Annotated in this window: 23 protein-coding genes; 5 read left to right on the forward strand and 18 right to left on the reverse strand. The window is 41.3% G+C overall.

The annotated features are described in order from the left end of the window. Positions 1-444: 444 nt before the first annotated feature. The 4 genes from CSV64_RS10795 to CSV64_RS10810 form a co-directional block, all read right to left on the reverse strand. The gene (locus tag CSV64_RS10795) at positions 445-735 is read right to left on the reverse strand and encodes a single-stranded DNA-binding protein (protein WP_099634427.1); all 291 of its coding nucleotides are present in this window, start codon (positions 733-735) and stop codon (positions 445-447) included. A 438-nt stretch (positions 736-1,173) separates the two neighbouring features. Continuing rightward, entirely contained in the window at positions 1,174-1,533 is a 360-nt protein-coding gene (locus tag CSV64_RS10800) for a LapA family protein (RefSeq protein ID WP_099634426.1), read from the reverse strand. A 72-nt stretch (positions 1,534-1,605) separates the two neighbouring features. Beyond that, a complete protein-coding gene (gene secDF / locus CSV64_RS10805; protein WP_099634425.1) occupies positions 1,606-3,873 on the reverse strand; it encodes a protein translocase subunit SecDF in 2,268 nt (755 codons plus the stop codon). A 130-nt stretch (positions 3,874-4,003) separates the two neighbouring features. Beyond that, positions 4,004-4,315 (reverse strand): post-transcriptional regulator, encoded by a 312-nt coding sequence (locus CSV64_RS10810; protein WP_158233032.1) that lies wholly within the window; start codon positions 4,313-4,315, stop codon positions 4,004-4,006. 131 nt (positions 4,316-4,446) lie between these two features. On the opposite strand from CSV64_RS10810, the gene CSV64_RS10815 reads away from it, so the two are divergent. Then, the gene (locus CSV64_RS10815) at positions 4,447-5,964 is read left to right on the forward strand and encodes a putative polysaccharide biosynthesis protein (RefSeq protein ID WP_099634423.1); all 1,518 of its coding nucleotides are present in this window, start codon (positions 4,447-4,449) and stop codon (positions 5,962-5,964) included. Here the strand turns inward: CSV64_RS10815 and CSV64_RS10820 are convergent. The 7 genes from CSV64_RS10820 to CSV64_RS10850 all read right to left on the reverse strand — a co-directional run bounded on the left by CSV64_RS10820 (position 5,961) and on the right by CSV64_RS10850 (position 11,794). Beyond that, positions 5,961-6,596 (reverse strand): DUF421 domain-containing protein, encoded by a 636-nt coding sequence (locus CSV64_RS10820; RefSeq protein WP_099634422.1) that lies wholly within the window; start codon positions 6,594-6,596, stop codon positions 5,961-5,963. The two genes, CSV64_RS10815 and CSV64_RS10820, sit on opposite strands and share 4 nt — an antisense overlap. A gap of 108 nt (positions 6,597-6,704) precedes the next feature. Then, complete coding sequence (gene yajC / locus CSV64_RS10825) at positions 6,705-6,971, reverse strand: preprotein translocase subunit YajC (RefSeq protein WP_369802878.1); 267 nt, start codon at positions 6,969-6,971, stop codon at positions 6,705-6,707. 47 nt (positions 6,972-7,018) lie between these two features. Continuing rightward, positions 7,019-8,158, reverse strand: coding sequence for a tRNA guanosine(34) transglycosylase Tgt (gene tgt, locus CSV64_RS10830; RefSeq protein WP_099634421.1), 1,140 nt, complete (start codon positions 8,156-8,158; stop codon positions 7,019-7,021). Then, positions 8,159-9,211 carry a tRNA preQ1(34) S-adenosylmethionine ribosyltransferase-isomerase QueA gene (gene queA / locus CSV64_RS10835; RefSeq protein WP_099634420.1) on the reverse strand — a complete coding sequence of 351 codons (1,053 nt, stop codon included), beginning with the start codon at positions 9,209-9,211 and terminating at the stop codon, positions 8,159-8,161. An 18-nt stretch (positions 9,212-9,229) separates the two neighbouring features. Continuing rightward, complete coding sequence (ruvB, locus tag CSV64_RS10840; protein ID WP_099634419.1) at positions 9,230-10,228, reverse strand: Holliday junction branch migration DNA helicase RuvB; 999 nt, start codon at positions 10,226-10,228, stop codon at positions 9,230-9,232. A gap of 19 nt (positions 10,229-10,247) precedes the next feature. After that, positions 10,248-10,853, reverse strand: a complete 606-nt coding sequence (ruvA, locus tag CSV64_RS10845; RefSeq protein WP_099634418.1) for a Holliday junction branch migration protein RuvA — start codon at positions 10,851-10,853, stop codon at positions 10,248-10,250. A gap of 374 nt (positions 10,854-11,227) precedes the next feature. After that, complete coding sequence (locus CSV64_RS10850; protein ID WP_099634417.1) at positions 11,228-11,794, reverse strand: NADPH-dependent FMN reductase; 567 nt, start codon at positions 11,792-11,794, stop codon at positions 11,228-11,230. Between the two features lie 154 nt (positions 11,795-11,948). On the opposite strand from CSV64_RS10850, the gene CSV64_RS10855 reads away from it, so the two are divergent. Then, positions 11,949-12,572 (forward strand): hypothetical protein, encoded by a 624-nt coding sequence (locus CSV64_RS10855; RefSeq protein WP_099634416.1) that lies wholly within the window; start codon positions 11,949-11,951, stop codon positions 12,570-12,572. A gap of 66 nt (positions 12,573-12,638) precedes the next feature. Here the strand turns inward: CSV64_RS10855 and CSV64_RS10860 are convergent, their stop codons facing one another. The 3 genes from CSV64_RS10860 to CSV64_RS10870 form a co-directional block, all read right to left on the reverse strand. Further along, positions 12,639-13,154, reverse strand: coding sequence for a GNAT family N-acetyltransferase (locus CSV64_RS10860; RefSeq protein ID WP_099634415.1), 516 nt, complete (start codon positions 13,152-13,154; stop codon positions 12,639-12,641). Between the two features lie 348 nt (positions 13,155-13,502). After that, a complete protein-coding gene (locus tag CSV64_RS10865) occupies positions 13,503-14,048 on the reverse strand; it encodes a hypothetical protein (protein ID WP_099634414.1) in 546 nt (181 codons plus the stop codon). Positions 14,049-14,422: 374 nt separating this feature from the next. Beyond that, a complete protein-coding gene (locus CSV64_RS10870) occupies positions 14,423-14,671 on the reverse strand; it encodes a hypothetical protein (protein WP_099634413.1) in 249 nt (82 codons plus the stop codon). A gap of 888 nt (positions 14,672-15,559) precedes the next feature. Between CSV64_RS10870 and tatA the strand changes: the two genes are divergently transcribed. From tatA to CSV64_RS10885, 3 genes are all read left to right on the forward strand, one after another. Beyond that, a complete protein-coding gene (gene tatA, locus CSV64_RS10875) occupies positions 15,560-15,763 on the forward strand; it encodes a twin-arginine translocase TatA/TatE family subunit (protein ID WP_099634412.1) in 204 nt (67 codons plus the stop codon). Between the two features lie 74 nt (positions 15,764-15,837). Then, positions 15,838-16,677 carry a gluconate 2-dehydrogenase subunit 3 family protein gene (locus CSV64_RS10880; protein WP_099634411.1) on the forward strand — a complete coding sequence of 280 codons (840 nt, stop codon included), beginning with the start codon at positions 15,838-15,840 and terminating at the stop codon, positions 16,675-16,677. Between the two features lie 17 nt (positions 16,678-16,694). Next, positions 16,695-18,443, forward strand: coding sequence for a GMC family oxidoreductase (locus tag CSV64_RS10885; RefSeq protein WP_099634410.1), 1,749 nt, complete (start codon positions 16,695-16,697; stop codon positions 18,441-18,443). 81 nt (positions 18,444-18,524) lie between these two features. On the opposite strand, the gene isdG is transcribed toward CSV64_RS10885, so the two are convergent. The 4 genes from isdG to CSV64_RS16875 all read right to left on the reverse strand — a co-directional run. Further along, entirely contained in the window at positions 18,525-18,845 is a 321-nt protein-coding gene (gene isdG, locus CSV64_RS10890; RefSeq protein ID WP_099634409.1) for a heme oxygenase, read from the reverse strand. Between the two features lie 146 nt (positions 18,846-18,991). Next, positions 18,992-19,084 carry a YebC/PmpR family DNA-binding transcriptional regulator gene (locus CSV64_RS16870; RefSeq protein WP_233190441.1) on the reverse strand — a complete coding sequence of 31 codons (93 nt, stop codon included), beginning with the start codon at positions 19,082-19,084 and terminating at the stop codon, positions 18,992-18,994. Between the two features lie 465 nt (positions 19,085-19,549). Then, on the reverse strand, positions 19,550-19,774 hold the full coding sequence (locus CSV64_RS10900) for a hypothetical protein (RefSeq protein WP_099634407.1): 225 nt from the start codon (positions 19,772-19,774) through the stop codon (positions 19,550-19,552). A 220-nt stretch (positions 19,775-19,994) separates the two neighbouring features. Next, on the reverse strand, positions 19,995-20,206 hold a 212-nt coding region (locus CSV64_RS16875; protein ID WP_233190442.1), incomplete at its 5' end, for a hypothetical protein.

A 20,206-nucleotide genomic window follows, 5' to 3' on the forward strand; every position in this document is an offset into this window, starting at 1 on the left:
AGGTTTCTCCTATAGTCCTGTATGCTTGAACTTACCTATAACAAGTTATGGGTTTTCATAACGCCAGATTTTTACTCGCCCACACATACGATGGCACTGCCACCTGTCACATTTCTGTGACAACTACGTCTAGACCCGTACATTCAGAGATTCGTCAGTGCTTATGCAGCACATTCTAACCATAGATATTTTATGGACTCCCGGCATATAGGAAACACCATCCACCTCTGGACAGTTTTCGTGTCAGGTACTCGCTATGCTTTCCCTAACTTACGGTATCTCTCTGCCGACTTCACCGAGCTTCACACCTTTCAATTTAACCATTGAGAAGGCATGTCGGAGTATTAGAGTAGGCGTTTCAAGGCGTTACCCAATCATTCCACCTATCAAGAAATCAGTTCTCCTAGGGATTTTAATCGACTCCCTAGTGTCTAACCTTTTCAGTTAGAAACGTGTCGCACCCGCGTCATAATCTCCATATATTGTAATTTGTTGCTGTGTGTCGATTGCATGTTGGATGCGATCGACGGCTTTTTGCATGTCATGTAATAAAAATGGGTCATGCAAGTTGGACTCGTCCATGTGCAAGTACGCGTTTGCTTGTTCGCTAGTGGTGATTCCGCGTGCGACGAGTATTTTTGTCAGCATTGTCGAAAGTTTCAAGTCTTTCGCGAGCTGGTTGACGAGTTCTTCGTCTGGCCGATCGATTTGCCATCTTTTTTTGGATTGTATCAATGCTTTCACATCCTCTGTTCTTATTATAGCGAATGTGGGTGAAGACTGAAAGGAAACGGTATGGAGAGGTTGGAAGCGGGAACGGGATGGCGCCGTTGACCTGCGTTCCAGGCGGACGCTTTCCCATGGGCCCGCGGTGAGCCATCGGGAGTCGCCGCCTGAAACGAAGATCAACTACTGTCGTTTTTTTCTATGGGATCTGAGGGAATAACTTCCGATATGTGACAATCGATTGGATACTACGAGGCTACTTTTCAAACTAGATAAAGTCCTGTTTTGTGTCTATACAAAGAAAAGCATCTACCAAAACTATCACAAGCGCCATTTATTACGGACACAAGCAAAATACCGTCACACTATCGCACTTCCTCCCCTTAGAAAAACCAACACAAAAACCACAACAAGTCGCACATCACGACCTGCTGTGGCGACCTCTATTTAATATAACTCTTTCGGTGGAATAACCTCCGCCTGAACCAACGGCGGCTCCATCAACGTATCGATGCGCTCCTCCATCTCTTGCATCTGTATACGCTGCGCCGCCAACTCCTCTTCCTTCACATGCAACTGCTTCTCCAACTCCTTCACACGTCGCCCACTTCGATACGACTTATAAATAGCGAAGAAACCGCTAATAATTGCACCAAGCAATGCCGAACCAAGAATAATCAGCACAAGCGGAATCATCTCCGTACCAAAGAAATAATTCACCGGCACAGACTCCACATTAAACACAGCAAACACCGCGATCAATACAGCAAATAATAAACCAACTAGAACAGTCCATTGAAATTTCATACGCTTCATTCCTCCATTCAAAAAAGCAGGATATACCGAAGTATACCCTGCTTTTTATATAGTTCAAACGTATTACACAACAGGTTCGTCTGAGCCCCATTGTTTTTTCTCTTTTTCTACTTTCATTCCGCCACTTTTCGCTATTTGCTTTCTCTTTAGATCGAACCAAAGTTGAGCAGAGATGAAGATGGAAGAATACGTACCTGCAATCAAACCAATCAATAATGCGATAGAGAACGGTCGAATTGATTCTGCACCGAGTGCCATCAATGCCACTACGACGAAGATAACTGTCAGAACCGTGTTAACCGAACGGCCAAGTGTCTGTCGCAAGGATTTGTTGACGATTGCCGCCAACTCATCGTCCGTACTAATATGTTTCGAGCGATTCAAGTTTTCACGTATTCTGTCGAAGGTGACGATTGTATCGTTGATCGAGTACCCGATAATCGTTAGTACCGCCGCAATGAATGTGATATCTACTTCAAGTCGCAAAATACTGAAGATCGCAATCATGAAGAACGCGTCGTGCAGTAAACCGATAATTGCTGCTAGACCCATGCGCCATTCGAAACGGAACGCTACGTAGATAATGATTCCAAGAGCGGCAACTGCAAGTGCATAAATCGCATTGCGCACGAGCTCTTTACCTACCGTATTGGAAACCGTCGAAACGTTTGGCTCTGCGCCATATTCTTCAGACAACTCTTTTTTGATTTTATTGACTTCTTCTTGACTAAAGTCTTCTTTATATCGCGCTACCGCAATATTCTTGTCATCACCTGATATGACGACGTCGGACGTTGGATGACCGATTTCTTCTAGCAGTTTCGTTACGTCCGTTTCATCGAGCTGTTGTTCAGCAAGCATTTCCACGCGCGTACCGCCTGAGAAGTCGATTCCTAAGTTGAGCTTGAAGACACCGAGCATGATAGCCCCTACAAGCAACAAGACGATAGAAAGAGTATAGAAACGTTTTCTTGAATGAACGAAATCGAAACGATCAAATTTCGTCGTGAGATCAAGTGTTTCATAGCCTTCGTCTGCCGAATGTACTTGCTTCTTATTCAATCCGAACCAGCTTACCTTATTGTCGAGGTATCCACTGTGAACGAGTAGTCCAAGCAATAGACGAGATCCCCAAACCGCTGTAAGGAAACTGACCAAAATACTAATAATGAGCATCGTCGCGAAACCTTTAACAGAGCTTGTACCAAAAATGAACAATACTACTGCTGCAAGGAGTGTCGTGACGTTCGCATCGAGGATTGCGGTGAACGAAGACTTCGCTCCAGCCGTAAAGGACGTTTTAACCGATTTTCCGACACGTAATTCTTCTTTGATCCGCTCATAGGTAATGATATTGGCATCGACCGCCATACCGACCCCGAGCATTAATGCCGCGATACCTGGTAGTGTCAACACACCATTGATTAATGTGAACACTAGCAAAATCAAGAAAATATAAACAGACAGTGTGACAACTGCGATCAGCCCTGGCAAACGGTAATAGAGTGCCATAAAGATAAACACTAAGCTGACACCGACAATTCCGGCAAATATCGTTTTATCTAGTGCTTGTTCACCAAATTGTGCACCGACAGAAGTCGAGTAAATTTCCTCTAAATCAACAGGTAATGCACCTGCGTTCAAAATACCCGCCAGGTTTTTCGTCTCTTCAATAGAGAAGTTACCTGAGATTTCAACATTTGAAGAGTTGATGGTCTTAGACACATACGGAGCCGAGATGAAAGCAGGTTCCGGTTTTGCGGCTTCTTCAGCAAAGGAATTTTCGCCTTCGATGAAGTCCAACCAAATAACGAGCATGTTGTTCGGCTTCATGGCTGCAATTTCAGATGTAACTTCTCCAAATTTATTCGGATCTTTCATTTCCAATGTAACAACTGGGTTGTTGTTTTCATCGAAATTGGCTTTTGCTTTACCTTCTTTCAAATCATTACCGTCCAGCATCAATTCATCATCCGCATTACGGAATGAAAGATTGGCTTGAGTGGATAATAATTCGCGGGCAGTTTCCTGATCTTCTACCCCGGCAAGCTGAACGCGGATTCGGTTGTTCGATTCGATTTGAATGCTTGGTTCGTTTACACCGAGCACGTCAATACGATTCGTCAACGCACGAGCCGTATCGGCAACTGTTGACTCCGTAATCTTTTGTCCTTCTTTCAATGGTTTCACTTGGTACAGAACCTCGAAACCACCCTGCAAGTCAAGACCTAGCTTGACATCTTTTAAAATCGGACTCGTCGTGGAAAACACCGTTGATGCCAAAATGACGATAAGTAGCAAAAACGCGACGATCCTTCCTCTGTTTTTCATATTTCCTTTTCCCCCTCATATACTAGAGCGGCATAGCACCTGTTATGTACTTTCTTCTCTCATTGTACAACATACCAATTATGAAACAGTAGATTGTCTGTGTCAAATACTTCATGATAGGAATTTCCAATCAATCCGTTTTTTTAGGCGAAAATAACACAGACCATTCTTCTTTACTCAATTCCAACACTTCTTCACTGTTACGTTGAGCCTCTGTTTGCGTATGGGTCATGAACTGTGCCGCCGTAATTGTTAAAACATCTGAAATCATTTCATATGAACGCATCGCAGAAATTTCTTTTTTTCGCCACTTTTTCTCCACTACATATTTCAGTAAATCTTCTTCCGTAATCTCCGAGTAGCCGTAAAACGTCAATTCTTGCTTTTTACTTTCTAGTGCAGGGAGCAACTGTTTATATAAGTCTGTCAACTGTTGATCCAATGCCACTTCCCCCCTCGTGTATAGTTCCGGAATAAACTTGATTATATCACATACACTTAACTATATTTGGGTTTTTCCCAAGCATTCTTATTGTATCGGAAAACGTGGCTAATCAGAAGGAGTGGTGTAGGGTGTCATCATTTATTCGGGGGACGATCTTTTTGATGGCGGCCGTGTTTTTATCAAAATTACTCGGCTTCGTCTATCGAATTCAATTTATGCGGGTAGCAGGAGAAGAAACGGTCGGGATCTATATGACCGCATACCCGGCGTTCGTCTTTTTCCTCTCCTTAGTACAGCTTGGTGTGCCGATTGCGATCGCGAAGGTGATAGCGGAACTAAAAGCGCAAGGCGGCACTGTACAATTACGACAAGTTATGAGAACCGCCACATTTATCACTATCTTATCTGGCGCAGTCTTCATTCCTGCGTGTATTCTGTTTATCCCTTTTCTAGCCGAAACTTTACTCGGTAACAGCGCGACCTCTACAGCATTATATGTAGCGCTCGCCATCGTACCTATCGCCTCAATTGGTGGATTAATCAGAGGATATTTCCAAGGGATTTCACGTATTGAAGAAACAGCATGGGCACAAGTCATCGAGCAAATCTTTCGTATTTTATTAATTACCTGGATGCTGCCGTACATTCTAGCGCCAGAAGATCCAATGATGAATGCAGCATATGCGATGGCTGTGACACTCCTCGCTGAAGTCGTGTCGGTACTTTATCTTTTGTACAAATACCGTCAGCAACAAAAAAAGGAGCCAAAGCCACAGAAAAAAGAACCGCGCTATCCGATGGAGCCCATCCTTGAGGTGGCACTTCCTTCGTCAGGCAGTCGTCTATTTGGAACTTTCACATGGTTTCTCGAGCCTATTATCTTTTTACGCGCACTTTCCATGGCAGGCGTTGGAACAGTAGCCGCCACTTCATTGTATGGAGTCATTTCAGGGGTACTTATTCCATTATTATTGTTTCCTGCATTCATTCCGTATGCATTATCCGTCGTGCTCGTTCCAGCGGTCAGTGGTGCTGTCGCTTCGAGTAACGTCAAGAAGTTACAAGAACGTATTCACTTAGCATTGCGTTTATCCGCCTTAACCGGTGCATTTGCGGCCACCGTATTTTATATACACGGGCAAGAACTTGCGGAGAAGCTATTCCATATTGTTGAAGGCGGCAGCTATATGACGATGCTTGCGCCCATCTTCTTCTTTTATTATATTCAAAGTCCACTCTATTCAATTTTGCAGGCGACGGGCGATGCGAAAGCTGGCATGATGAACTCCGTCTACGGAGGGATCGCCAAGCTCGCGGTCATGTTCATTTTGGCATCACAACCAGGTCTTCAAGAAACAGGTGCCGTTCTCGCAATCGGTTTTGGTGTACTCGTTACATCTTTCCTGCATATTGCGACACTGCGTCAAAACAAATCGACCGCCACTGGATTTTCGATGTTCGCGATGACGTATATTGTATTTCTGTTGACCGTCGTCATCCGCCCGATTTTTATTCCGATCGGTTCGCATCATTTATTCGTCGAATGCGCCATTACATCAGGCGTGCTACTTGCCTTATTATTGCTGACAAGACAAATAAAAGCACAGGACTTTATCATGCTACGGAATTTAGTTAAACGCTATTAATCATGTTTCAGTTGCACTCTAATTTCACCTTGTTCATACGAGCAATAGAAAATCTTGCTTAAATCGGTGATGTTTTTAGCATGTAACTCTTGTAGCAACCAGTCTTCTGTCTTGCCGATCAACTCCAAATGCTCAGGCTGAATATCGCCGTCAAGCACAAGTCCCACAATCGGCAAGTCGCCGTCTTTTGTAAATACGGATAAATTTCCGGAAGGTTCTAGATACGCAAACGTCACATTATGAATCGAACCGACTTGATTTTCGCGTAATTGTTGAAACAAGTCGTCGAGATTATAACGCTGTTTACGCATTTCATCTTCCTGGATCTCTCCATGGCGAATGATTAGCGTCGGATCTCCATCGACAAGATCACGAAACTTCTTACTTTTCAATGAAATCATCGACGAAATATATTGAATGACCAGTAACAGAAGGATAGGAAGAATCCCTTCGATAATAGGTTTGTCAGGGGATTCTACGATCATTGCAGCTACTTCCGCCATAATAATAAAGACCACAATATCAATGACACCCAATTCGCCGACTTCTCGTTTTCCCATAATGCGTAATATTACAAGAAGAAAAATATATAAAAACACCGTACGCAATCCGATGATGAGTAACTCATGCACAGCATATCTGCCTCCTTCACACTTAGTGTGCCGGCAGATCTTTTTTCTATACGTAAACAAACAAAAAAGCGGCAATCTATGGATATACCACTAGATAACCGCTTTTTATTATGACGCTGTTACAACTCTGCCTACTGCTTGCTTGTCAAAACGCAAAACTGTAGTTTCAGATACACGCAAGAAAATAGATGTTTCATCTACTGCATCCACAGTTCCGTGAATACCACCGATTGTAACTACTTCGTCTCCACGCTTTAAACTAGTTTGCATCTCTTTCGCTGCCTTCTGTCTCTTCTGAGCAGGTCGAATGAGTAAAAACCACATAATAGCTACCATGATTACTAGTGTAAAAATACCACCGTATTGTTCCATCATTATATATTTTCCCCCTTCCTGAAGCATCATTTTTTATTATACAAGATTTAAAAGTTTTTTGCATTCGGTTTGTTGAAGCCGTATTGCTCAAAAAACTCTTCGCGGAAATCACCGAGGCGATCTTCACGTATAGCCTGACGTACTTGCTCCATTAAATTCAGCAAAAAGTGCAGGTTATGATAGGACGTCAAACGTATACCAAATGTTTCACCCGCACGAATTAAATGACGAATATAGGCACGACTATAGTTTTTGCACGCATAACAATCACAGTTCGGATCAAGCGGACCAAAATCTCTTTCGTACTTCGCATTTTTGACAACTAAACGACCTTCACTCGTCATCAACGTACCATTACGTGCAATGCGCGTCGGCAAGACACAGTCAAACATATCAATTCCACGGATCGCACCGTCGATCAATGAGTCTGGAGATCCAACACCCATCAAATAACGCGGCTTATCTTGCGGAAGTAATGGTGTCGTGAAGTCCAGCACTTTATTCATAATATCTTTCGGTTCCCCGACGGACAATCCACCGATTGCGTAGCCTGGGAAATCCATCGATACTAGATCACGCGCACTTTGCTTACGAAGATCTTCAAACTCGCCACCTTGTACGATACCGAATAACCCTTGATCATTCGGACGCCCATGCGCTTCAAGACAACGTTCAGCCCATCGTGACGTACGCTCAACACTCGCTTTCATATACTCATGCGTCGCAGGGAATGGAGGACATTCGTCAAACGCCATCATAATATCGGCACCTAAATCGTTTTGGATCTCCATCGCTTTTTCTGGACTCAAGAACAACTTATCTCCATTAATATGATTACGGAAATGAACGCCTTCTTCTTTAATGTCACGGAATTTACTTAAAGAAAACACTTGGAAGCCACCGGAATCCGTCAAAATGGGACGATCCCAGTTCATGAACTTATGTAATCCGCCTGCTTCTTTAATGATTTCATTACCTGGACGCAACCATAAGTGATACGTGTTACTTAAAATAATGCCTGCACCCATTGCTTTCAATTCTTCCGGAGCCATCGTTTTTACTGTAGCTTGTGTTCCAACCGGCATGAAAGCAGGTGTTTCAAATGAACCGTGTGGTGTATGGACAATTCCCAGTCGCGCACCCGTTTGTTTACATGTTTTGATATGTTCATACGTAATAGCTGCCAATTAATCTCGTTCCTTTCTTGTAGCAGGGCGGATAAACATCGCGTCCCCAAAACTGAAAAAGCGATACTGCTCTTTCACGGCTTCTTCATATGCACTCATGACATGATCGCGTCCGGCAAATGCCGACAACAACATCAATAGCGTAGATTTCGGCAAGTGGAAATTCGTCACTAAGCCGTCAATTGCTTTAAACTCATAGCCAGGATAAATAAATATCGAAGTCCAGCCACTCGCAGCCACCACTTCTCCGTTATTCTCTGAAGCAATCGTTTCAAGCGTCCGTGTAGATGTCGTACCGACCGCCACTACACTACCACCATTCGCTTTTGTTTCACGAACAAGTGCCGCCGTTTCTTCCGTCATCACATAATATTCCGCATGCATCGTGTGATCTTCAATAGTATCCACACTAACAGGACGGAATGTACCAAGTCCAACGTGTAGCGTAATGAACGCGATTCGCACGCCTTTTTCACGCAATGCATCTAAGATTTCATCCGTAAAATGCAAGCCCGCTGTAGGTGCTGCCGCAGATCCACGCTCTTTTGCGAAAACGGTTTGATAGCGTGTCTGATCTTCCAATGTCTCAGTAATATATGGAGGCAATGGCATCTGTCCAAGCTGATCAAGCAACTCATAGAAAATGCCGTCATAACTAAATTTGAATTCACGCCCGCCTTGTTCACCAAGTGCGGTACATTCAGCCTGCAACAAGCCGTCACCAAACGTCACGACCGTCCCTACTTTTATACGTTTTGAAGGCTTGACCAATGTTTCCCAGCGGTCGTCACCTGTTTCTTTTAACAATAACACTTCAATCGTTGCACCAGTTTCTTCTTTCGTCCCGATCAAACGTGCTGGCAATACTTTTGTATCGTTTAACACGAGCAAGTCCCCTGCTTCTAGTTCATCCACTAAATTACGAAAATGCTTATGTGTAACGATACCGTTATCACGTCCCATAACGAGTAAACGGCTCGCCGTGCGATCCAAAAGCGGTGTTTGAGCAATTAAATGTTCTGGTAAATCAAAATCAAAGTCTTCTACTTCCATCATGCTAACTCCTATCTGTCACTCAGGAAGCGGATAACCGAAATGCTCGTAAGCCTTTTCCGTCGCCATCCGACCTCTTGATGTACGTTGAATAAATCCCATTTGTAATAAATACGGCTCATAGACGTCTTCAATCGTCACCGACTCTTCACCAATACTTGCAGCGAGTGTATCAATGCCAACCGGACCGCCACGGAATCGTTCGATCATGCTATGGAGCAACTGATGGTCGATTTGATCGAGTCCATGATGATCTACTTGTAACATATCGAGTGCTTCTTGTGCAATCGATAGTGTAATGATTCCGTTACCGCGCACTTGTGCATAATCGCGCACTCTTCGCAGCAGACGATTCGCAATACGTGGCGTTCCACGAGAGCGTTTCGCCAGTTCCACAGCTGCTAGTGGATCGATGTCCACGGCAAATAAATTGGCGCTTCGAATGACAATCTCCGTCAATGATTCCACTTCATAATACTCTAGTCTAAGCGGTACACCGAAACGGTCACGGAGCGGAGCAGACAGTGCTCCTGCACGCGTCGTCGCGCCGATCAATGTAAACGGCGGCAAATCAAGTCGTACAGAACGCGCAGTCGGACCTTTCCCGACCATAATATCTAGACAGAAATCCTCCATTGCTGGATACAGCACTTCTTCAATCGCGCGGTTCAGCCGGTGGATTTCATCGATGAATAAGACGTCGCCCGGCTCCAACGAAGACACGACTGCCGCCAAGTCACCCGGACGTTCAATAGCAGGACCGCTCGTCATGCGGACATTAACACCCATTTCATTGCCGATCACCGTAGCGAGCGTCGTCTTTCCAAGCCCAGGAGGACCGTATAACAACACATGATCCAAACTTTCTTCCCGCTTTTTTGCCGCCTCGATAAAGATCGATAAATTATCTTTCGCTTGCTGCTGACCGATATATTGTTGCAATAATTGCGGGCGTAATGATTGTTCAAAACTATCATCAAAATCCGTCGCTTCATTCGTCAGTATGCGTTCATCCATTGGAACCACCTCCATCGTATTAGCCTTGTTTCAATAACAATTTTAACGCAAGTCGCATATAGCCTTCTGTATCGAGCTCTTCTATTTCGAGTTTCGGCTTCACTTTCTTCAGTTCGCGATCCGAATACCCAAGCGCAGTCAACGCAAGCAACGCTTCATCAAGCTCATCACTTTCAGCAAGCGTAAGCAATGTATCTTCCGAATCCGGCAAATCAATTTCCGTAAACAGATCATGAAGTTTGCCTTTTAAATCCAAGATCATTTGACGCGCTGTCTTCTTGCCGACACCAGGAAACTGCACAAGGAACCCTTCATCTTCACGCTCAATCGCACTTACCACTTGAGATGGCAAGCCGTTCGCAAGAATTGCGAGCGCGCCTTTAGGACCGATTCCCGAAACGGTAATCAGTTTACGGAACAGTTCTCGTTGTTCCAGCGTCTTAAAGCCAATCAATAACTGCGTATCTTCACGCACATGCAAATACGTGAACACTTGCTGCACCTCTTCTGTTACATGGAAAGCAAATGGATTCGGCGTCATGACTTGCCAACCAATTCCAGATTGCTCCAGCACTACATATTCAGGTGTCACACGTGTCACATAGCCTTTTATGTAATCGTACAAAGTATTCTCCCCCTAAAGTATACCTGCTATTATAGCATACGAACGGGTTTTCTACTTGTACGACCTTCGGAAATTCGCATAAATAAAATAGGTGTGTATTTTAACTAATTTATGTTCAAGTTCAAATGCAAGTACAAGTAAAAATAGTGGGTGAATTTGTGAGTGTGATGGGATGGAGGCTCCAGTTGGCGGACGCTTTCCCATGGACCTGCGGTGAGCCCTCTGCGTCCCCTCCGAAGCACCAATCCCCTTCCCCAACACCTCTGCCAGCCTTTTGTTTTCTTATCGCATACTATTTCGCATCAAAAAAGAAAAGAGCTGTCACCAGTCGTCATTTAAAATAATGACGACTTGGACAACTCCGTTCATCCTACTTATGCGTGAGCCATTGCTTGCTGTTTCTTATGGAAAACGATGAAATTCTGTACAACCGTATCAAGGAATGCGATTGTTGCTTCGTCTGTAATATTTCCTTCTTCATCCATTTTCGTGTGAATAGCACCGATATATACTTCGTTACCTGGCAATAAGTTAGGCGCTAGTGCTGGGTTAGAAAGAATTTCACGTAAGTGGATCTGTGCTCTTACTGAACCAAACACTCCCATTGATGACCCTACGATAAAGCCTGTTTTACCGTGTAACGTAAAGTCTCCGCCACGTGACAACCAGTCCAACGCATTTTTCATTGCCCCGGGAATAGAGAAGTTATACTCCGGTGTCGCGAACATCACTGCGTCTGAATCTTTCACGTCATCTTTAAATGTTTGAACTGCTACTGTTGGTTCGCTTTCAATATCGATAGAGAACATTTCTAAATCGTTGATGAGAACCGGAGTAATTTCCAATTCTTCTTTATAGCGCTTAGCCATGAATTTCACTAACTTTAAATTGTATGAAGTGGAGCTTGTACTACCGATTACTGCTTTTACTTTGATTGTCATAATGTAAATCTCCCTTTTGTTTTAATATCTGCAGGACTTATCATAGCGCTTGCTCATTTTTATTTCTAATAATTTGCTTGACATTTGAAACCTTCTTTGCATGTAAACGTATACATATAAAGTAGTTCTACGTCTTTTTAAAGGAGGAAGCTATATGCGAACAATGATTTATGCGAGTTCTGCTATGTCGCTACTACTTGTCGGTTGTAATCCAGCAACAGAAAAACCAACCGAAGAAGTAAAGTCCCCCGCAGAAACACCTGTCGAAGAAATACCTGAAGAAACAGCAACTTTGCCGGAGCGTGAACCCACAATGGATGTCGTACTATCTGTGGAAGGTGAAGACTCTACTATCACGATGGATCTCGTCGAAGGCAGCGATGCCATGTATTCACTGTATATTGATTCGGAACGATATACGTTTGAGACCGGTGAAAAAGAAGACAAGCTCATGCCGATTGACGAAGTGCCTAAAGGGTATCCTGAGGTGAATATGACATTTCTATACGTCAAAGATCAAACTCCAGAAAGTGTAATGGAAGATATGGAACAGGAATATACTATGCCGCTTGAGGAAAAGTCAATTACTGCACCAATTAACGCGATTTCATTACATGGTACTTCCGGAGAAGAATCGGATAGTGAAGTCGTGACGATCTACATGATGGAAGTAGACGGTGGCACATTGCTCATTAAGGAGAACTATTTCCTTGAAGCACAAGAAGGCCATGGCGCACGATTTGAACAGATGTTGGAGACGCTAGAAGTACGTAAATAAACAGTGAGAAATGCATTCACATACGTAAAAAGTCCTCATTCGTAATGGAATGAGGACTTAACTAGTCTATTTGATAGAAGGGTCTATGAACTTGGCCATATAATATTCGTCAACAAATTCTTCACCGATATATAAAGAATGTTTTTTAGTTCCTTCGATTTCAAACCCCATCTTTTTATATAAAGACAAACCTGCTTCATTTCGAGTAACGACCGTTAACTCTAAACGATGGATAGTATGATGCCTTGCCCATTGATCCAACTCCATAAATAGCTTCGTGCCTACGCCATGTCCTCTGAAAGTTTCAGCAATCCCCACTACAATATATGCGCAATGTCTATTCCGTATCACATCTCCACCGATAGCAAATAGATATCCTGCTAACTCATTTAGTTCATTTTCAGCTATTAAGATAGTGGAATTACCACTATTTTTTATACGGTTTATCCTTTGCATTTGTTGCGCATGACCGCTTTCTCTTTCCCCAGCTTCCATTAACATATATTCCGAGCTCGCTTCTACATGTTCCATTAGTCGAGAAAGTTTCTCCGCATCCGCTACTTCTATTTCTCTTACTATCAATGGATCACTCCTCATTATCTGTGTTTACCTCTAGATCGAGTGATATTGCTCGCAATAAAATGGCGATTAAATCTTGAATCTTGTTAAACTTCTTCTGATTTACTAAGTGGCTGCTTCAAAAATCATTTGTTTAACTCACCTTATTATGGAATACCCCTAAACCTGAAACAATGCTTATTTACCGTTCAGTGACGCTCTTGTTTGTTGTTAAGAAAAATATACTCCTCTTCTATGCTGTTCTTAGTACATTATTTCACCCAGCGCTTTTGTGACAAGCGTAATTATGCTTCTTATATTAGTTCAGCTAATCCCGCATTCCACAATCGCGCCAACTTTAAATGATACTAACTATTTCCATACTGATGCATATTTCTTTTTGTATTTTTTATCCTCTTCTTTTTCAATCAAATCCAATGCAAGTTTCTTAACTTGCTCATCTTTTATTTCATCATAAAGTTTTCTAAGGCTCTCGATAATATCATAACGAATCAACGTGTAATTTTTTTCATCGGTTCCGTTTGTAAATCTATTGGCAAGGGTGTTTAATACCAACTCTTTTTGCTCAGCACCAGCTAAGGCAATTTTCCAAATGGATTTTAGACTATGTCTTGCTGTTACAAATTTCTTATCTTTTGTTACAGCCCAAACCATCGGGAAATCCTTTACCATTCTTTTTTCTGGATCACTTATCGCCAAATTACAGAGGAACTGTGCAGCTCTTGATCTTTGGTGGTTATCACCTTCTGTTAAGTCCGTCAGCAGTTGATCCCAGACTTCATAAGCCCAGTTTACTTTCTCATTCGTAATATCAAACAACTTCATAAGTGCTTCGTATTGTACTTCCTTATCTTCATCTCTAAGGTTTTCAAAAAGCCTCTTTATTGTACTATCCATTGAACTGACTCCTTTTTAATAATTTATACACCCATTGTTTTCTAAATATCACTCGTCAAATATTTTCTCTCTTTTTTGTTAAGTCGTAAAAAGACATCTAGCCTCTCCTTGTCAAAAGTCTTTTTTACACTCCTGCGCTGCAAACATTCATACATGTACAATAATCCCCCTCGTTAACGGGATAGTGGTAGCAACCCGTGGAACTATGCTGCAGCCGGACACGTTCTTAAAAGAGAGCGTGATCCTCTCAGTCGTCGGCTTCCGACCCGAGCAACTAAGCGAATGCTTCAAATATTTTTCCGTAAACGAGCACCCGTTAGTGTAATAACATATCATCAAAATCCGAACTTATTTTTTCACTTTTATCATTCATTTTATCTCTGCCTTTTCATTGTATCTCGTTTGCTTCTGACTTTACCTATACGTTGCACAATTAATCCAACTATTAAGCCGATAGCAAAAGGAAGTATTGCAATATTCGCATCAAAAATCAAGCCATTCTCTAACGGTTCATTTAGAGCAAATGAAAACCTAAAAAGAGACAAAGTAAATATATTCCCAATCCAATATAATAGAGCCATTGTCCCAACTGATGCCAATAATGGAAACCATAAAACTCTCACAAAAGAACTCCTTTCAAGATTGGTTATTGAACAATATTTCCTTAAAACGCCCCTATTACTGAATAGATGATAACGCTAATCAAAGGTCACGCTCATTTCCAGTTAAGTTGAATGCTTCTTGTTCATTCATTCAAAGAATTTCCATACGACCTCTCTCGACTCTCGTAAATCGCCTTCTTCATACCCACTCAAAGATTTTTCACTTCTTCTTTATTCAATCTAATCACTTTCCTTGAGATCTGAACCTTAACTCTATACATGCTTTCATCATACATTTGATTTCTTACACTATAGCGCCACGATTCGTTTTCTATTACTTTAAACTAGTATATTGAATCAATACCGATTTCTCCTTTAATGGAAGTTACTACTATTACATATATAAATTTATCTACTAAATTGGATACGTTTATTAAGTGTAACAAGTTTCATTTTTCCCAATACTTCATTACTACTTCCTACTTTTGTGAATTACACAGATTTGTGATAAGTGACTCAGAAGTGAAACGTGAACAACTATTCTACTCATCTATTTTTTCAAAAGCATGAAGTAGCTTACTCTCGAACAAAATGATTACATAAAATTAGTGAATTATAATTTCATGGCACCTCCTGAATAAAAATCAGTTAGTTTATGTTAGGTATTCAGCCATTTCAATACTGAAACTACTCCTAATTTTACATCTATTCAGAAAAGCCATAAGCAGATTATTTTATTTATTCATGCAATATAATTGTTTAAAAACTTCGTAGAATTACTTTGCATTTTTTGTCGAATAACACTATCATATATAAGGGCCAGAATTCCCTTACGAATTTAGCAAACTAGCCAGAGCTCTACCAATACATTGTAAATATGTAAAAAATAATGTAAGAGGAGGGAGTTTTATGAGTTTGGCATCAATCGGTGTACCTGGATTAATAATTATCTTAGTCATTATTCTAATTTTATTCGGACCGCGAAAATTGCCGGAAATTGGTTCCGCTGTCGGTAAAACGTTAGCAGAATTTAAAAAGGCAACAAAAGATATTCTAGAAGAAGACGACAAGGATAAGAAAACAGATTCAGAAAAGTCTGAGTCTATAAAGTAAAGAAACGGTGCGATTATACTTGCCTCGGCAATTGTCGCCACATTTCATGACAAATGTGAAGGAGGAACTACACTATGACGAATAACAAAAATCCCAATCAAGATACTCAAGATTTAAGCCGAAGAAAGTTTTTGAAGAGTGGCGGTCTTGTCGCTGGTGGACTTTTAGGTGGATCACTATTTGGTGGTTTGCTAACGAATCAGTTCCAAAAAGGTACGAAGGATGAAACAACATCGCAGGCAGGCAAACAAGTATCGTTTGATGCACGTACGTTCTTCAGTCGAAATGAAGATTTCGCGTTGCTATCTGCTGCAACTGAAAGAATCTATCCAGAGAACAAAAATGGCATGGGGGCAATCGAACTAGGTGTGCCTTATTTCATTGACCGCCAATGTGCAAGCAACTGGGGAAGAAATGCGAATGACTATATGGTTGGTCCTTTCCCATCGATTACAAAAACGGACGTATATGAAGAAGAAAAACGTCAAACAAATGAAGTCATCACATCGTCCACTGTTGTGAAGTTACCGGCTGGTACGGCTAACTATCAAACGAAAATGACGAGAGGTACATTTTTCCTTGAAGGGCTTAACGCTATGGAGAAAACTTCACAAGATAAATTTGGTGAGCGGTTTGTTAATCTAGAACCTAAACAGCAAGATGAAATTTTACAAATGTTTGAAAAAGGTGAAGTGAAGTTCAGTGGGGTAGATTCCGCAGACTTCTTTAGCTTGTTGCGTCAAACAACTATCGAAGGCGTTTATGCAGATCCTGTTTACGGTGGAAATCGTAATATGGAAGCTTGGAGAATGAAAGAATACCCTGGGCCGATCATGAGCTTTTTAGATAAAATCGAAGAAGAAGAGTTTATTGTAATGGAGCCTTCAAGTTTACGTAATTACCAAGGGCTTTAATTTAGGAGGACGCATAAATGGCTAAAAAATTAGATAAAGTAGACGTTGTAGTCGTTGGTAGTGGTTGGGCTGGCGGTATCGTTTCAGCTGAACTTTCCAAAGCAGGCTATCAAGTCGTAATGTTGGAACGTGGTAAAGATCAAACACGTTCAGATTTTATAGGTGTTAAAGATGAGTTACGTTATACAAACAGACATGAAATGATTGAAAAATTAACAGGCGATACGATTACGTCTCGTGTTTCAATAGGCGATGCTGCACTACCTGTACGCTTGCAAAAAGATATGAACACAGGGACAGACCTTGGTGGCGGAAGTATGCACTGGGCAGGTTCCGTATACCGCTGGCGCTCATATGACTTCGAAATTCGTTCAAAAACAATCGAACGTTATGGAGAAGACAAAATTCCAGAAGGCATGCAAATTCGTGACTGGGGAATTACGTATGATGAACTAGAGCCTTATTATGCTAAATGGGAACAAACGGCTGGGATTTCAGGAGAACCTGATCCACTTGGTGACAAGAGATCAAATGAGTATCCAAACCCACCGATGCTAGCTTCTCCTGCGATTAAGTTGTTTAAAGAATCGGCAAAAGAGATCGGCTTACACCCTTATCAAATGGCTTCAGGAAACATGTCTCAAACGTATACAAATCCTGATGGTGAGACATTGAACCAATGTATGTTCTGTTCGTTCTGTACAATGTACGGCTGTGACTTCGGTTCAAAATCAGATCCTCTTGCAACAGTTATTCCGACTGCTCGCAAAACTGGTAACTGTGAAATCAGAACCAATTCACTCGTCAGAAGAGTTCTTCATAAAGACGGGAAAGCGACAGGCGTTTTATATACTGACACAAGAACAGGACAAGAATTCGAACAACCAGCTGACGTTGTCGTTCTTGCGGCATTCACATTCTCAAATAACCGCCTGCTCATGCTATCGGATATTGGTGAAATCTATAACCCTGAGACTAGAAAAGGAACGATTGGCCGTAACTTTACAGGACAATTCAACAGTACTTTCCTAGGTGCAACTGGCTTCTTTAACGACAAGAAATTCAACTACTATATGGGTGCTGGCGGATTAGGTGGCGCTGTAAGCGATTATGAAGCGGACTTATTTGACCACACAGATCTAGACTTCATTCATGGTGGTGGAATTGAACTTCGTCAATACGGAGATGGGGCCATTAAGAATAACTTTGTTCCTAAAGGCACACCAACATGGGGTGAAGAGTTTAAAGAAAAATCACTCTTCTATGCTTTCCGTACGTTAACGGTTTGGTACTCCGCAGCAGTTATGCCTTGGTGGCACAACTTTATGGACTTAGACCCTACGTATAAAGATGAGTTTGGAGATCCAGTACTACGTATTACCAATAAATTAACAGATCAAGATAAGAACATCGCGAAATTCGGTATTGAAAAATGTACAGAAATCATGGAAGCAATGGGTGCGGACATTATTGATCAGGACGAAATTCCAGACCAATTTGACCACACTTATGGCGGAATGCACTATATTGGCGGCGTAGCTATGGGTGAAGATCCAGAAACGTCTGCGGTAAACAACTACTTGCAACTGTGGGAAATGGAAAACTTATTCGTCGTTGGCGGATCTGCACTACCACACTTCAGTAGTCACCACCCTACCCCAACAATCGGTGCACTTTCATACCGTGCAGCTGAAGGTATTGAAAAATACTTAAAAGAAAAAGGCGGTCTCTTGACGCAGCCAAAATCTTCTGGCGTTAAAGCATAATCAATATCCGATCACCTCTCACTTGGCAATTCAAAAGTGAGGGGTGATTTTTTTCTGAACTTCTACACACGATGCTTGCATTTACACCGCAACAACTGGATCACGTACTACCCTAACATCATAGAATGACACTTTATTGCTAATAACGTATCCAGGCTGTCCGTCGCGATGTGAATGCGCTTCCTTAAATGCATCGCTTTTCGTCCATGCCTCAAAAGCTTCTTTTGATTCCCAACGCGTGCTGATCGTCACTTCGTCATAATCTGGTAAATTATCCGTGAACAATACTTCCAGTCCTAAAAACCCTTCCATCTGCTCCACTTTTCCTTTTTTATCAAAACGCGTAACCAATTCATGTCCACGATCTTTAATTATCTTATTTGTGTTTGTTACGATAATCATAATTAATTCCCCCTTTTATTCTACTAAAGAGTATAAATTCTTCAGCAACTAAGTTAAATGATAATGAATCTCATTATCATTGTCAACAACAAAAAAACCAGTTAACAACTTTACTTGCTTAAAAGTTGTTGACTGGCTAGCATTCATTACTCATCCGATGCATTAGGATAGACGTTCTGAACATCGTCGTCGTCTTCCAACGCATCGATCATTAAACGTTGATATATCAAGGTTTCCATTCAAATATTTCGTACAATTATTGTTGGATATATCGTAACAGTATTACCACTAAAATGCGATATTTGTATGCCGTACATCATAATTGAAATAGAGTATTACACTTGTCATGTTTAAGGTGTCTTTTCTAAAGTAATCTCTAATAACCTGTACGCAATTTATTAATATTGACTATCTTAAATTTACGGTCATATATATCTATTATATTGTTGAGTTTTAGACTTTTATCCAATTCTGCATGGTTAGGTGCAATCATGGTAAATTGTGATGTATTTAATCTAAATCCTCCGTTTACTATATTTATATTGTCCTGTTTAACAAATGATATAAAGTGTATTCCAGGTTTTATTATTTCTTCATAAATCGTTTTTTGTGTCAGGATCAACACCTACTAACACTTTCTCAACAAAATCTGGCGTTTGTGCCCTATAATTACAATATTCAATTGTAGCTTTATATTAAACTTCTCAAGGATTGACTACATCTTCTACGACAAGATACGTACCTTCATTAAATACTACATAGTCACCTTGAATGAATGAATGAATGAATGAATGAATGTATCTCTTAGATTGCATTCCTAGGTGTGCCATTGTAATAACTGCTTGATGAGGAACATCATTAATCAATACCTCAGTGGATAAACTATTGAATGTATCTTTTAATGATTGTGTGCTCATTAAGTAATTCATCTATGTACCCCCTTCCTTTAATTAAACAGCATGAATGTATCCGTTGTACGAGGTGTCTTTTGCATAGAACGCACCTTTTGTATAAGAAGATTAATACTACGATTAATATCTCACTGAATTGACTAATGCTCATTTCGTCCATTTTGATGTTCTTGAAATTCTCAGGAACTTTTCCAAGTGATTCAAGTATAGATAGTGATGTTGCATATATAGCTCTTACTCATTCGGGATTACTTGCTAGATATTCTGTATGGGGGATAGTCCATTTTCCTTTAAGCAAACAATTAATTCTTGCCGAGTGTGTAGTGCAAGATAGAAGTACAGAGTTTTGAAAGGAATAAGTACATAACGCTGCAATTGTAAAATAATAAAAAAAGGCTTGCCAGCCTTCCAAAATTTCTCTACTGTATTGGTGTCGAATCAAATCAGTGG

This window comes from Sporosarcina sp. P32b (assembly GCF_002743335.1).
Taxonomy (GTDB): Bacteria; Bacillota; Bacilli; order Bacillales_A; family Planococcaceae; genus Sporosarcina.